The 14,790-nt window shown below is 41.6% G+C and carries 15 protein-coding genes; 6 read left to right on the top strand and 9 right to left on the bottom strand.

Annotation, left to right across the window (positions count from 1 at the left end):
* Positions 1 to 23: 23 nt before the first annotated feature.
* Complete coding sequence (locus ACOSVQ_RS12620; protein ID WP_491982905.1) at positions 24 to 911, bottom strand: LysR family transcriptional regulator; 888 nt, start codon at positions 909 to 911, stop codon at positions 24 to 26.
* 150 nt (positions 912 to 1,061) lie between these two features.
* Between ACOSVQ_RS12620 and ACOSVQ_RS12615 the strand changes: the two genes are divergently transcribed.
* Positions 1,062 to 1,430, top strand: coding sequence for a MaoP family protein (locus tag ACOSVQ_RS12615; protein WP_491982904.1), 369 nt, complete (start codon positions 1,062 to 1,064; stop codon positions 1,428 to 1,430).
* Between the two features lie 270 nt (positions 1,431 to 1,700).
* Here ACOSVQ_RS12615 and ACOSVQ_RS12610 read toward each other — a convergent pair whose 3' ends face one another.
* Entirely contained in the window at positions 1,701 to 1,952 is a 252-nt protein-coding gene (locus ACOSVQ_RS12610) for a DUF3081 domain-containing protein (protein WP_165313243.1), read from the bottom strand.
* A 387-nt stretch (positions 1,953 to 2,339) separates the two neighbouring features.
* Here ACOSVQ_RS12610 and nagB point away from each other — a divergent pair, with 387 nt between their 5' ends.
* Positions 2,340 to 3,140, top strand: a complete 801-nt coding sequence (nagB, locus tag ACOSVQ_RS12605; protein ID WP_491982903.1) for a glucosamine-6-phosphate deaminase — start codon at positions 2,340 to 2,342, stop codon at positions 3,138 to 3,140.
* Between the two features lie 85 nt (positions 3,141 to 3,225).
* Here nagB and ACOSVQ_RS12600 read toward each other — a convergent pair whose 3' ends face one another.
* Together ACOSVQ_RS12600 and ACOSVQ_RS12595 are read right to left on the bottom strand one after the other, a co-directional pair.
* Complete coding sequence (locus tag ACOSVQ_RS12600) at positions 3,226 to 4,428, bottom strand: tetratricopeptide repeat protein (RefSeq protein WP_491982902.1); 1,203 nt, start codon at positions 4,426 to 4,428, stop codon at positions 3,226 to 3,228.
* Positions 4,429 to 4,760: 332 nt separating this feature from the next.
* Positions 4,761 to 5,342: a class I SAM-dependent DNA methyltransferase gene (locus ACOSVQ_RS12595; protein WP_491982901.1), complete on the bottom strand. Its 582-nt coding sequence runs from the start codon at positions 5,340 to 5,342 to the stop codon at positions 4,761 to 4,763.
* Between the two features lie 257 nt (positions 5,343 to 5,599).
* Between ACOSVQ_RS12595 and ACOSVQ_RS12590 the strand changes: the two genes are divergently transcribed.
* Positions 5,600 to 6,478, top strand: a complete 879-nt coding sequence (locus ACOSVQ_RS12590; RefSeq protein WP_491982900.1) for a LysR family transcriptional regulator — start codon at positions 5,600 to 5,602, stop codon at positions 6,476 to 6,478.
* A gap of 183 nt (positions 6,479 to 6,661) precedes the next feature.
* Positions 6,662 to 7,555: a cation diffusion facilitator family transporter gene (locus ACOSVQ_RS12585; protein ID WP_491982899.1), complete on the top strand. Its 894-nt coding sequence runs from the start codon at positions 6,662 to 6,664 to the stop codon at positions 7,553 to 7,555.
* A 67-nt stretch (positions 7,556 to 7,622) separates the two neighbouring features.
* Here the strand turns inward: ACOSVQ_RS12585 and yddG are convergent, their stop codons facing one another.
* The 5 genes from yddG to ACOSVQ_RS12560 form a co-directional block, all read right to left on the bottom strand.
* Positions 7,623 to 8,567, bottom strand: coding sequence for an aromatic amino acid DMT transporter YddG (gene yddG, locus ACOSVQ_RS12580; RefSeq protein WP_491982898.1), 945 nt, complete (start codon positions 8,565 to 8,567; stop codon positions 7,623 to 7,625).
* A 125-nt stretch (positions 8,568 to 8,692) separates the two neighbouring features.
* Positions 8,693 to 9,244: a sugar O-acetyltransferase gene (locus ACOSVQ_RS12575; protein WP_491982897.1), complete on the bottom strand. Its 552-nt coding sequence runs from the start codon at positions 9,242 to 9,244 to the stop codon at positions 8,693 to 8,695.
* 97 nt (positions 9,245 to 9,341) lie between these two features.
* The gene (locus ACOSVQ_RS12570) at positions 9,342 to 9,959 is read right to left on the bottom strand and encodes a DUF1294 domain-containing protein (RefSeq protein ID WP_491982896.1); all 618 of its coding nucleotides are present in this window, start codon (positions 9,957 to 9,959) and stop codon (positions 9,342 to 9,344) included.
* Between the two features lie 125 nt (positions 9,960 to 10,084).
* Positions 10,085 to 10,489 (bottom strand): OsmC family protein, encoded by a 405-nt coding sequence (locus ACOSVQ_RS12565; RefSeq protein WP_491982895.1) that lies wholly within the window; start codon positions 10,487 to 10,489, stop codon positions 10,085 to 10,087.
* A 36-nt stretch (positions 10,490 to 10,525) separates the two neighbouring features.
* Positions 10,526 to 11,104, bottom strand: coding sequence for an exopolysaccharide biosynthesis protein (locus ACOSVQ_RS12560; RefSeq protein WP_491982894.1), 579 nt, complete (start codon positions 11,102 to 11,104; stop codon positions 10,526 to 10,528).
* Positions 11,105 to 12,030: 926 nt separating this feature from the next.
* On the opposite strand from ACOSVQ_RS12560, the gene ACOSVQ_RS12555 reads away from it, so the two are divergent.
* Positions 12,031 to 12,501: a dCMP deaminase family protein gene (locus ACOSVQ_RS12555; RefSeq protein WP_491982893.1), complete on the top strand. Its 471-nt coding sequence runs from the start codon at positions 12,031 to 12,033 to the stop codon at positions 12,499 to 12,501.
* Positions 12,502 to 12,697: 196 nt separating this feature from the next.
* Complete coding sequence (locus ACOSVQ_RS12550; RefSeq protein WP_491982892.1) at positions 12,698 to 14,521, top strand: putative bifunctional diguanylate cyclase/phosphodiesterase; 1,824 nt, start codon at positions 12,698 to 12,700, stop codon at positions 14,519 to 14,521.
* The last annotated feature ends 269 nt before the right edge of the window (positions 14,522 to 14,790 follow it).

Raw genomic sequence — 14,790 nt, 5'->3', positions numbered from 1 at the left:
ATATAGATGGATAACGTCAAAAGCTACAAACTTGCTTCCCCAGCACGCTGAATACTGTAGGCGGTAAGAGGATCAATTTTCTTCACTAACTCTTCAACATGGCCTATCGCCTCTATAGTCGAGCTGTTTTTTCGATAGCTCAGGAACACTGGTCGATGCCACTCTTCAACACCCGGTACAAGATACAGTTCACCAGAGGCAATAAATGGCTCTACAATCGACGTTGGCAGATAAGCACTACCTCCTTTCTCCAAAATGAAGTCTAAGGCAATACGCGCCGTAGAGGTGCGTAAAAACGGCGCTGGCGCTTTTGGATGTCTATCAGCATGCTCTGCGGCAAATCGAGACCCCCAATCAACGTAAACATAGCGATTCTGAAATACCGACTCTAATGTGTCATCTTGTGTAGAAACGAGCACGAGCACTAAATCTGCCACTTTCTTGCAATTAAGCTCTTCAGCTTTAATCTGATCAAAGGCAAAGGCCATATCTAGAGTACGCTCTAACAGTTGTCGGCTTAATTGCTCGCGCCCCATTACTTCCGCCATGAACGCATAGCCACTAAACGCATCGGTCACCACGCTCAAGCAGTTTTGTAAATACGCATCCCATACGTTTGGCGTGCCACCAATCGTCAGTTGTAATGCTTGACCATTTTCTAAAGAAAGTTCAAATTTAGCCTGCTGCAAAGTGGTCACCATCACCTCTGCATAACTAACCAAACGTTCCCCTGCTGACGTCAACTTAATGTTGTTACGATCACGAGTGAAAAGTTGCGTGTCAAAATAGCTTTCTAATTGTTTAATACGTGCACTTACAGCCGCTTGAGTTAAATATAGGTTTTCAGCAGCACGACCAAAATGGCGTACCTGAGCCAACTCAAGAAAAGTACGAAAGACTTTTACGTCCATATAGAATCCTCTGAATTTACAGTCGAAGATTAACAAGGAAGTACAATTATGACGATAAAAAATTTTTGTTTTTCTTTTATATAATTTGCGCCTAACTTTCGCGGTGAACCAAAGCTACATAGTAGCAGCTCATATTTACACGAGGTTGATATGTTTGAGACTGCATTTCGTACAGGTAAAAAACGTTTTTACGACACGAAAAAGTTCCCACGCGGATTTGCGAAATCCGGTGATTTCACTCTTGCAGAAGAGGATATTCTTACACTTTACGGTGAAACTCTAAACGGCTTGGAAGCTGGTACTCTGCAACCTGAAAACGCTGAAGAACAACAATTTCTAAAAGTGTTAGAAAACCCAGATCTAGCATCAAGCAAAATCGAAAAAGCATGGTTGAAATACGTGCGTTTGGCTCGCGGTCGTAAACGCTTCCATACATTGAATGGCCGCAACAAACTTGACGCATCATCAGACGATTACACTGATACTGATGACGAGCCGAGCTTAACCGAAGAAGGTTAATAGAAAGCTTCAGCACACCCTCGTGCTGAAGCTATCGATGCTAAGGTGAGTAACTTGCCTCACATAGTGTGCCTTGCTCAATATCACAATTCTCTAAGATTAAACTTCAGCTTGATTTAAAAAAGATCTGAAGCATTTGCCGCTTCAACTTCTCTACTTATTCTCGATAGCGCTCTTTTAAGTCCAAACTGAGTCATTCTCAGCAATACCAAAAGACCTCTGATGTCTAATTTTTCCTCCAAATTTCCTGACCGCTATTTCGGCAAACTCTTATTTGGCTAGCATAGAAACTTTCTTCAAAAAGGTATCTTTCAAGTGCTCTTGGTCATACTCAAGATGATAGGTATTGTGGAATCCAACTTTAAGCTCAACGCCATTGCCACGTAGATAGATACTGTATCCGTCGTAATCCGAAAAGGCCTCTACACCCTCATATATTTTGCCATGCTCGGTCGGTGTACCGTGTTCTATAATTGCCTCATAAGCGTGTAAGATTTTGGTTGGATCAAGTTCGTTTTTCATTGGTTTACTCCTTAATCTTTCCTTGCACATTAATTATGGGTAACGAACTTTCTCTTCGCCAATTCGCTATGCGCTACGAATCAAAATTTCACTTAATTTTAAATGTAAATTTTGTCATTTATCTTTTCCGCATTTAGCTATAGAGAAAGCATGAATCAGCTGCAAAACCCACAAAATTTGCTTAACACAGACCACAATCAGGGTCATACAACTAAAGTTTGACATAAAACAATGGCAGATACGGAAAACTTATTTTATAATGCAAATTAATAAAGCAACCCAAGGTGTTTAAAGCGATGTTGTCATGAAACAGCAACATTCGCAGGCATCCAAATGTCACTTTAAGCATTAAGGGGAGAAGACAATTACCAATATTAAGGGCGAAACATGAGACTTATCCCACTGAACAACAAAGCACAAGTCGGCAAATGGGCAGCGGCGCACATTGTTAAGCGTATCAATGCATTCAAACCAACTGCAGAGCGTCCGTTTGTTCTAGGTCTACCAACTGGTAGTACTCCACTTGAAACTTACAAAGCCCTAATCGAGCTATACAATGCAGGTGAAGTGAGCTTCAAGCATGTTGTAACTTTCAACATGGATGAGTATGTAGGTCTACCAGCTGATCACCCTGAATCTTACCGTACATTCATGTACACCAATTTCTTTAACCATGTAGATATCCAAGAGCAAAACATTAACTTGCTTGATGGTATGTCTGATGATCACGACGCGGTATGTAAGCGTTACGAAGAGAAGATCAAATCTTACGGCAAAATCAACCTATTCATGGGTGGCGTAGGTAACGATGGTCATATCGCATTTAACGAACCAGCATCGTCACTATCTTCACGTACTCGTATCAAAACACTGACTGAAGATACTCGTATTGCTAACTCTCGTTTCTTTGGTGGCGATGTTAGTCAAGTGCCAAAATACGCACTAACTATCGGTGTAGGTACTCTACTTGACGCTGAAGAGCTTCTAATCCTTGCTATCGGTCATAACAAAGCACTTGCTGTTGAAGCGGCTGTTGAAGGCTGTGTTAACCACCTATGGACAGTAAGCGCTCTTCAACTGCATGCAAAAGCAATCATCGTGTGTGATGATCCAGCCACTCAAGAGCTAAAAGTGAAAACCGTTCGTTACTTTAACGAACTAGAAGCAGAAAACATCAAAGGCTTCTAATTTCCGATGAACAATTGAAAAGGCTCAGAGATATCTCTGAGCCTTTTTGTTTCTAAATCTTTTTTCAGGTAGTTAGCTGAAGTGTTTAAGAATGCTTGTCCATTGTTGTCTTAGTAAAGTCAGGTTTTACAGGCAACTCTGAAGTTTGAGGATCTGCAACGTCTCCAATCTGCTCTGGCAGTTCTAAGCTCAAGTCATCAAACTCGTCCATTGCGGCTAATTCCTCACGTAACGTCTCACTGGCGTTTTCCGCAATCTCACTATCATCTACAGCTTCGCCTTTCATTGGCACTGGTACTTGGCGCTTATAGAGCTTATTTAAAGCACGAATAATAGAATGTTTGTTCACTTTACCAGTGGCGATTTTTTTCTGCAGTGGCCTTGCAAGTGCTTGTAGACCGACAACAGAGTTAACGCCCATGTTGCTGCCTACTTTGTCGCGCAATGTTCTTGCAGGTTCATATCCAAAGTGAGCAGACAAGTATAACCATATATAGGCGATTGAATTGCCGTTTGCGCCGCGATCAGCCCACGCTTCCGCAGCATGGTACATGGACTCTGCATGACCTTTTTCTGATGCTCTCTCCAACCAGTAACAACCTTTGTTATGATCCGCCGGAACACCAACCCCTTTTAAGTAATTGATACCCAGTTTCATCATGCCTTCTAGGCTGTTTCTTTTCGCGGCTTTCGAATACCAGTAAGTGGAATCACCTGGCGACGGAGAAATATTATCTTTAGAGACACACCAATCACCCATAAAAATGATGGCATCAATGTGCTTACGCTCCGCCGCTTCTTGGATCATTCCCAAGCCTTTGACGACGTTCACTTCTATTCCACGACCAGAAATAAACGCACGGCCAGTTTCGTATTTCGCCTGCAAGTCGCCTTCTAAACCATCAATAAACAACTGCCAAAACCGACTTTTCTCGCGCAAGATCATATCGTCACGCATTTTATTGCAAAGACGCACAACACCATGCATACCGTTAATGTTGTCGAACTGCGCCGCTTTTTCATACCAAAACAACGCTTCTCTTAAGTTCTTTCTTTCTGCTTCTTTTGCTAAATACAAAATGGTTGGGATATGACCAGACTCCGCTTGAAACAAACGTTCTTTACGCTCTTCTTCTCGCGTACGTTCAAGCGCCTTTCGATAGGCTTCTTCGCGCTCTCTTTTTTCTTCTTCCAGCCTTTTTCTTCGCACCGAAAGAGAAATCATCCATATAAAGATCAGGATGAAAGACAGGCCTAATGCGCCGATGGCCATACCAATAATATTCATATGTTCTCTGTTTTAATTATCCTATTGGATTCTATACACCCTATTTCGGCAGAATCACAACTAATTGAAGCATTTTAATCACATTCGCACGTCGTTAGTTATCTAATCAAACGAAATTGAGCTATTAGCATCGATTATTGAGTAAATTATTACATTTGCCACAAAGAAAATATCTAACCTGATGAAGAAACAGTTGTAACTGGAAATATCAGCGCAGATATCCTGAACTAGCCTCACACATATACTCTTTGTTGTTCTGCGGTAACAGAGATAAAAAAACCGCAGTGACAATACACTACGGTTCTTTACAGCTTTAAGGAAAGTGGTAGAAATTACTTGCGACCTACTCCCATGATGACCGGTTTTGATCCTTGTGGAGTACTTAGTTCAAAAGCGATACGAGTTTCAACGTCGGTAAATCCTGCTTTAGACAAAGTACTTTCGATATCTGATTGGCTTAGACCGTATTCAGGATCAGCGTCATCAACTAGCCAATCCCAATGAACAAACAGCCCTTTATCATCTAGTAAAGAGTGAATGATGACGGCAACTTCCTGAAAATCAGAAACAAAGCCGCAAACTGATGAAGCCACAATTAAATCAAACTGTTTACGAAACGCTGGGTGCTGAGCAACTAAACCACGAGTTAAATGGTCAACAACGGGCTCTACATTTCTCAATTCTTTTTTATCAAGTTCTTCAATCATGGCTTCTGAGCCATCCAAAGCGACGATATCTTTTGCCAATGGAGAAATCAGTTGCGTCAGCAATCCTGTACCACAACCAAAATCAAGCACATGCTTCCCTTCTACGCTTGTGATTTGTTGAAGTTGTTGGAATACGTTTTGTGCAAAAACGGTTGTCGATTCGTCTTTTTCCCAGTCAGGTGCGTATTCGTCCCAATCGTGTGCCATCATGGCCTCCGTGTTACTTCGTGTATTCGGCAATTACGTCAAGATTAAACCAAAACGCACTGTAGTTCCTAGCGTTAGAGTGCAATCTTATTGAAGAAATTGACATTCTTCCGCAATTCTTATTTTGCATGACTATTTTTGCCGCAATAATACAAAAAGTAACAAATCTATCAGCGAAATATATCTATAGCTCTGTGAATAGGCAGTCGCTTGTTTTTTGTATATGATTCCTTAACTTTCATTCGTTTGAGTCCATTATGAACCTGTCGCAAATCGAAGCTTTTTGTACCATCGCTGATACTGGCTCTGTTTCAGAAGCAGCACGACAGTTGGAATGCAATCGAACCAAATTAAGTATGGCGATTAAAGCGTTTGAAAAGGAACTTGGGGTTGAGCTCTTTCAACGCTCAGGAAACAATGTCACGCTTTCTGAGGCAGGAAAGGCCATTTACAAAGACTGTGAAAGCATTCTTATCACTTCCACACGCATTCGACGCACCTGTTCTCAGGTTTCCAGTGAATTTGCCGCTGAAATGTGGATAGCCCGTGATGACTCATTACCGGATTCTTTGTGGCAAGATCTTGCGCATAAACTCAATAACTTGTTTCCAAACACCTCTTTCAATCTATTTCTAGCGTCGAGTGGTGACTTAGCCAACATGGTTGCAACTCAACAAGTAGACTTTGCTTTTGGTGTTGATTACGAGCGTTTGGATGACCCTCGAATTACTTACCAACCACTAGGTAAGATTCGAATGATGTCTGTGTGCACAACCTCACATCCTCTCGCTAAGCTCAAACGAGTTGCGGATGAAGAACTACGCAAGTCAATGCAGGCCGTCATGGTGTATCTAAACGAAAAAGATAACCCAAGCCTAGAACCGTTTTCACGCCGATATATAGGTTTCTCTAGTTTTGAGTACATTCTCAATACCATCTTGACTGAAAACGCTTGGGGTGTTCTGCCCGAGCCACTTATTCGCAATTATCTCCGTGAGCAGCGCCTGTCTGTTATCAAGCACACCTACGGATTGACTCAAGAAGACTACTGTATGTTTACCGCGTCAGGTATTGCTGAAAATCCTGCGATGGTTTGGTTAGCAGATAAAATCAGTGATTATCTGTTTGATTTCTAGCCTTTATGCCACTAAACCAGTCAGAGTCAAATATATTGACACCAAAATAACAACACAACATATTGATTAATATAAATAAAAATAAAATTCCCGATTCATCAGTCATCTAGAAACCAAATAGACATTGTCAAAGCTTATTTAAAAGCCAGAATAGCAACAGATTTTCAACTGGTATTCCCCCAAATGTGTGCTAAAACAAACTTCAACGAAAAACGTATTCTAACGCTATCAGCCCTTATTTCTTCGGGCTTTGCTATGGGTGGTTTGGTTGTTGGCTTATTGGTTAGCTCACTTGTTATCTTGTTTGACGGTATGTACTCACTAGTAAGCTTACTGTTAACTATTTTGTCGCTAATTGCTTCTCGATACATTCAGAAACCGTCAGATGACGAATTCCAGTTTGGCCGTGCGGCGCTAGAGCCTGCCGTCATTGCCATTAAAGGTGCGGTGATCCTAGCCTTAGTATGTTCTTCTTTATACAACGCTGTTGTTGCAATGTTTACTGGTGGTCGTGAGGTCGATGTGTCTATCGCAACTCTGTTCGGTATTGTCAACGTGATTGGTTGCGGTATCGCATGGTTCTACATGACTAAACTGCACAAACGTACGTCATCCGACCTAATTGATGCTGAAGTTAAACAATGGAAAATGGATACGCTATTAAGTGTTGCAGTAACCGTAGGTTTTATCTCAGCATGGTTACTGACACTATCGCCACTTGCAGAATATGCAGTTTATACCGACCCAATGATGATGCTAGCAATGTCGTTCTACTTCTTGAAAGTACCATTCGAAATGCTGAAATCTTCACTGCGAGAGATTTTCATGATGGCGCCAAGCGAAGAGATTTGTAACACAGTCGACCAAGGTGTTATCGCCGCTAGTGAAGAATCAGAGCAGCTAGTTGAACTTGCAGCTGTAACTAAAATTGGTCGCGAATTGTGGGTGGATGTTGATATCAGATCTGAAGACAGCATCATCGCAGTGGAAGACATCGAACACACACGCCGTACACTACATAAAAAACTGTCGAAGTTGCCGTTTAATCTACAACTTAGTGTAAACATCGCCACGTAGAATTGAATAAAAAGAACCCTCGTATTTAGCGAGGGTTCTTTTTATGTGAGATCAGAAATTCGAATTGTTAGGCTTCTCTTTCACTCTTCTGCGGTTCATAGCCAATAACCTCTTCACTCGAATGAGAGTCCTGTTTGCTGCGTGTTACCCACCAACAGATCAAAGAGCCAATCGTCACCATTATTACGCCCTGCCAAAATGACGCCCCTAAAGCAACACCCAATATGCTGGAAGAGAGCAAGGTAGAGAATACAGGCGTAAAATAAGACAGCGTCGCAAGCAACATCATATTTCCACGTAAAATAGCAACATTCCAAAGCGCATAGCCGCTACCCATCACGATGCCAGTTAATATCAAGTTAAAAGAAGAGTCGGTTGTAAATTGCAGTGCACCTTCATCACTGATGGCGTACTTCACCCACAAAGATATTGCCGTCATGATAAAGAAAACGGTAATCGCGTTTTGCCCATTGGCTAAACTCTTCGTTACGTTACAGTAGACAGCCCAGATAATTGCACCGATAAACGCCATTGAATAAGTCACTGGGTTAGTGGCGACATTCGCCGCGATTGACGATACAGATAAACCTTGTTCACCAGTGATCGTCCAAGCAACGCCAACAAACGCGAGAGCAACACTCGGATAAACAAGGATACTGACCGCTTTTCTACTCATCAACACTGCGAGTAACACCGTTAAAGCTGGCCAGAGGTAGTTCACTACCGCCATTTGCAAAGCTTGATGTCGGTCATTAGCCATGCCCAAAGCCAATGCTAAGCAAATCTCGTAACTCACGAAGAGCCCACCGCCAATAACTAAATACTTTAGCGAGAAAGACTTAAATTTTGGCACACCCATGACCATAACTAAAAATACGGAAGCGGTGGTATAGATAAGTGCAGCCCCACCTATTGGGCCAAATTGTTCTGCAACAGTTCGAGTCAACCCCATTAAACAGGCCCATAGCAAGATAGCTGCAACACCAAATAGAGTGTGTTTATGACGAGACAATGACTTTCTCCAAATACGACGTAAGCTCGCACTGTAATGCAAATACTGGTGCGAGAGAAGATAACAGTTCTCGATTCAAATCAGGCACAAAGGAAAAACTGCGAAAATGATTAAGAATTAGTTAGTTATTCAACATGCAGTTTGCGAATGATTCTTGCGGGAGTTCCCCCCACCAAGGTATCTGGCGATACATCCTGATTGACAACAGAGTTTGCAGCAACAACCGAACGTGCTCCAACGGTCACTCCTTGATTAATGACAACATTGCCACCAATCCACACATCATCTTCCACAACAATTGGCTTGCAGGTGGTTTCCCAGCGTCTTCTCGCTTTATAGTCCAAAGGATGCGTAGGTGTATAAAACTGTGCATTTGGACCGATCAATACGTTGTTGCCAATGGTAATTGGGGCATTGTCCAACATCACGACATTCATATTGATAAACGTTTCTTCACCGATCGATATTGTTTTGCCAAATTCACAATGAAAAGGTGTTTGAACCAGACTTCTGCCTATCTTGCCAAACAGTTTTGCTTGCAATAGAAGACGCTCTTCTTCATCAATGCACTGATTGATGTCCAGTTTAAGTTGCGCAGCTGTTCTACGTAGCTCTACGACTTCAGGATCGAATCCATCAAAATCGAGACCATTCATCATTTTTTCTAATTCTGTCATTTTACTGCCTATGTGCTTGAGCACCTTTCTGACGGGAATCGAAATCTTAAACTTTTTTCAACAGAGAAAAACAGAAAATTATGTTGGTTCGATTTCCTCAATTAAGAGACAAAGGAAATGAATTAGAAATGAGCCATTGTCGTAGATGTGTTCCACCATCAGGCGTAAGAGTCCACACCAAAAAAGCGATATGTATTGCCATTACGATGAAAAACAGTAGTTGAAAAGTGAAAGATTTAGGTTGCAAGTTGAAGGTGTATTGTCCAATGACCGCACCTGGCCAACCACCTAAAAGAGAAAGAAACAACAGTGCGGATTCTCCAGTAACAGGTTTTGTACGCTTCTCATTGTGCTTATCAAGCAAGTATACAAAAAGCACAATTACCGTTGCGACTAGGTAGTAAAAAACAATACTCAGCGGATACTGCCAAAAGTAGACACATCCGCCCAACGTTGCAGCAAACCAAACCACGATGAGCGTTGCCCAAGGAAAAGCTCTTGTACCTTCGACATGAGTGGCTCTCCGGTTACCGTTTTCGTCTTGAACAATAACAAAACGGACTGACTGTTTTAATTCACCCAGATTCACTGAATTTTTAACGTCAGAAACCAAAAACTTGATTCTCAATGCTCCTGAATCTGGAATGATATACCCGTAACCCCGGTCAATATACCACTCAGAAATTGTCCCTTTTAACGCCATGGTGTTCTTCAAATCGTGATTCGTTATTTAATCATAGCCAAGCGACAAGCAACTGCGGAAAACTATTGCAACATTTTGAAGCGGATACAAAAAAGGCCAAGCACATTGCTTAGCCTTTTCACATTTCACGATGTGGATTAAGCCGGAACAATTTCCCAGCTATGTGACATATCTACTGCCTCACCCAACATCAAACACACAGAACAATATTTCTCTAATGAATCTGTAGTTACACGCTCAACAATCTTTTCATCAAGGTTTTCACCTGTAACAACAAAGTGAATATTTACTTTGGTAAAGATACGTGGCGCTGTTTCGCGACGTTCTGCTGATAATTTAGCAACACAAGCCGTTACTTTTTGGTCCGCTTTCTTTAGACCATCAACAACATCGACAGAGCTACAACCACCAGCTCCAAGTAAAACCATTTCCATCGGGCTAGGGGCAGTTGCGCCACCGTTACCGTCCATCACAATAGAATGGCCCGAGTTAGATTGACCCAAAAACTTAAAATCTTCGACCCACTTTACTTTTGCTTCCATTTTCTTACTCATTCTTAATTGTTTCAGTACCCGATTCTACAACGCTAGCATCAGAGAATTCCACGCCATTCTAACCATAATATGGCTGATCCACATGGCCATCAGTGCAATCCCACAGCCAATGATAAGACATAAACCATCGCGCTCAATAATCCCTAATGCCAAACAGATTATCGCGAAGTTTGGCAAAAAATTAATGAATGGTAGTGGAAGAATAGCAATGAACGCTAAAACACAAATAATCGCACCAATCATTCGACGAGGATTAGAACTGGATAAAGGCTCCCAACGCGGTTTAACGTACTCTTCCATGCGCTCCAGCCAAGGCATAACTTCTTCAGTAAACTTAAGCGTTTTTTCGCGGTGGATACGCTGCTTTTGAATGATATTAGGTAGCCTTGGCGCATGAAAACCCAAAGCGATTTGCAACCCTAATAAAAAGTCTGCCACCGCTGCAAAAAAAGAGATACCGGGAATAAGCCCTGCCAAACTCAACATAATCAGCAAAGCACCGTATGAGCGACGTCTAAGTAGCTCTAAAAGCTCACCAATAGTTAAGTACTGCTCAGGATGAGACTTAAGCGTATTGATGAGAAACTGCGAGGTTTTTTCCAAAAGGTCACCAAAGTTTTCGAAGTAGCGACTAAAGCAAGGTACTTAATACCTAGTGCTAAGCGATGTGAAGAAACATTATCAAATTTGTAATCAAAAGACGCAATAGACTTTGAGCAACAACGAAAAAATGAACAAAGATTTAACTTCAAAAGCAGAGTATTGAGTCGAAAAGAGCAGTAAAACTGCAAAAGAAAACCCCGCTAAGCTTTCACTTAGCGGGGCTCTATTCTCTTCGCAGCAATCCGGCTACTAATAGGTGCTCCCTGCATCTATTCCTTGATTATCTGCTGGTTCCTTCAGCGCATTCCATTTCATCGCCATCCTAGCGGTGTCCTGTCTCTGTCATCCTGACAGACGCTTAGTCCCTTAAGTTGTCTATTAACCGTTCTAAATAACCATCCTAGCTATTCTAAACTTAACGTTAACATCCTTCGCTTTCCTTGCCGATCATTCTTCCTGAACAACCGAATCTTCTTCCTGAAGATGCCCTATCCCTGAGCGTTTCCATTTCCGTGTTAGCATCCTGCCAACGCATTCAGATTACGACATCGGCGTTTAGGAACAAGTACGCTAGACTATAAATAATTTAATCGTTATTGTTTAAATTTTAAAAATTCTTTACTTTACATAATGTTATTAATATCGCCATCGCAAAATCTCAGTAATAAAAATCAAATATCTTACGCACCCTGTAAGAGATCTCTTACAAAAACACCTGAGCAATATCTCTATAAACGCTGACACTCTCTTGGCAATACAGTGCAAGCAAAAGGAAATGCTTGGAGATTAATATCTTTTCCTAGACTAAAAGAGACAAAATCAGGATATTATTAGCGCCAAACTTGGTACAACTGCACTCAACTCAGTTGTCACTACAACTAAGAAATTTCCAGCGTCACTCATGATTTTTGAAAGGAAACCTGACTATGATTTCGAAATGGGCACAACGTTTTTACCAGATGGCAGAACTTGTTGGCTCTTGGAGTAAAGACCCTTCTACTCAAGTAGGAGCCGTTATTACAAAACAAAATCGAATTGTTTCTGTGGGATTTAATGGATACCCACATGGTATATCGGACAGCGCGAACACAGACGATCGCGATATGAAGTACCTCAAAACTCTGCACGCTGAAGAAAATGCAATTTTGTTCGCAAAACGTGATTTGGACGGATGTGAAGTCTACGTGACCCATTTCCCTTGCCCAAACTGTGCAGCAAAGATCATTCAAACAGGTATTTCTGCAGTTCACTGCCCAGAGCAAACGGCAGATTTTCTATCTCGCTGGGGAGATAAAATAAAAGTTAGCCAAGAAATGTTCCTGCAAGCAGGTGTCAAGGTTAACTGGCTACCTCTCAATGAGTTAAAACCCATCAGTGAGATACACAAAGAATTCTAAAATAGCCCTCGTCTTTGAGGGCTATTTTTTTATTTCCAGCCAATTTTGTCTCAAAAGTGAAACCTATACGCAACTTTGAACCTTTCTGTACATTTTTTCTGTATGGCACTCAATGTTCAACTTTAACAGTGGCTACACTGAACTTCAGGTATTCAAATTCGTTTATCTAGTGGTAATAAAAAGAAAAGGATAGTCCATGAATTCCACTACAGCTGCGAGCATTAATCCAAACCAAAAACACTTTCTCGTTACGATTTTATTTCTAATCGCAGTAAGTGCCGTTAGCTACACCTTACTCACCGAACATCATTCCCTTGCTCGCTACTACTTTATATACCCGCTTTGTATGCTAGCGGCTTATTTCATGAATAATATTTGGTTTAAGCGCGTATTAGCCGTAGTAACATTCGCTTTATTGCTGGTAGGTAGCTATTTGGAACCACTCAGTATCAGTGTGCTCTCTCAAGCTTTTATATTGGTTCCACTGTGTTACATCGCGATCTTCCCAGGCTCGTTGTGGCCAGTAGCGGTAGCACTAAGCCTTATTGGGATTTATACCCCTCATATCACAAGCGCCCAAATGCCGGAATTTGCAGAGGCAGCAATCGAACTTTCAGCTATCGCGATATTCGCAACTGGTGGCACTTTTTATAAGCAGAAACTAAGTCGACAAGTTGAACGCTATCGCAAAGACAGCCTTACAGATTTTCTAACCAAAGTCTCGAATCGGAAAGCTTTCAATCAAGATTTGGAGGCAGTAGCAAAAATCGCAGATGAGACCAGTAAAACTAAGTTTGCTCTACTACTAATAGACCTTGATGATTTTAAACAAATCAATGATTCATTGGGACATCAGCAAGGTGATCTTCTTCTGATTCAATTTGCAAAACGACTTAGTGGCCTCGATTTTAATCGCATCAACATTTACAGACTCAGTGGGGATGAATTCGCGGTGTTACTGCAAGACAAGTACGATGTGAATTTCTACTCGCAACAAGTGGCAAACTATATTTTGGAAGCGAGTCAGTCCGAGTATCATCTCGACAAGCGTAGCTACACCATAACAATTAGTATTGGCATCGCAGCATTAGACGATGCGTTGTATGACACCGATATTTGGTGCCGTAACGTTGATATTGCGCTTAAACGAGCGAAACAGGCAGGCAAGAACAGCATTCAATGGTTTGATGAAGATTTGATTGGAGAAACTATCCGTAGCTATCAGATCGAACGTGAACTCAGTGATGCTATAGAGAAAGGTCAGCTAACACTTTACTACCAACCTAAAGTCGACGTTAAAACCAACAGCGTACACGGCGCGGAAGCCTTAATCCGCTGGAAACATCCAGATTTGGGTATCATATCGCCCGATGAATTTGTTGGGGTAGCCGAACGCAGCCAACAAATTATTCCTATTGGCCGTTGGGTCATTGAAACAGCCTGCCAGCAGGCAAAAGCTTGGGATCAACTGGGTCACCCTATTTGCGTGGCGGTCAATGTCTCAACAGTTCAGTTCCTTTACGATGACATATTCCACGTGGTGACCAAAGCACTAAGAGATTCCCAATTAAATCCACAGCTATTGCAGCTTGAAATCACCGAAACCACATTGATGCAACAGCCTGAACGCGTGGTTGATGCTTGCCACGATTTGAGAACCTTGGGCATACGTGTTGCCATCGACGATTTTGGTGTTGCTTACTCATCTTTGAACTATTTGAAACAGTTGCCGATCGATGTGTTGAAGATCGATAAATCATTTATTGATGAGTGCTGCTCAAATCACAATGACCATATGCTTGTACGTACCATCATTCAACTTGGTCACAATATGGGTAAGATCGTTACAGCGGAAGGTGTGGTCAATGACGAACAGCTTTACCTATTAGCGAAAGAAGAGTGCGATGAGTATCAGGGCTATCTATATTCAAGACCACTCCCTCCCTATGAATTTATGGCCTTACTATCGAGCAGAAGAGACGTCTCAATTCCTCGGCCTCAAGTAGCCGCTCACGGCTAGTCTTCACTTTCACCACTATATCTATTTTAAAGGGGCCACTCAGCCCCTTTAATGTTTACTTTTTTCGTAGATAGAATGATACATGCCTAAGAAATAAGTGAAACGAAAGAAAGGCTTAAACTAGAAAATAGGACATTTTTACAGATAATCGCAAAATAAGTAGTGTGGATAGCATTCTGTCAATACGTACTAATACTTAAAAAATCCTTTCAAAACACTATTAATGATCAAGTTAACAGATAAAAGTGTCGGCTTTATTTTTCCTAGCA

This window comes from Vibrio sp. HM8-C (assembly GCF_058630515.1).
Note: the sequence above shows the minus strand (reverse complement) of the source record. Positions and strands in the feature narration are given on the sequence as shown.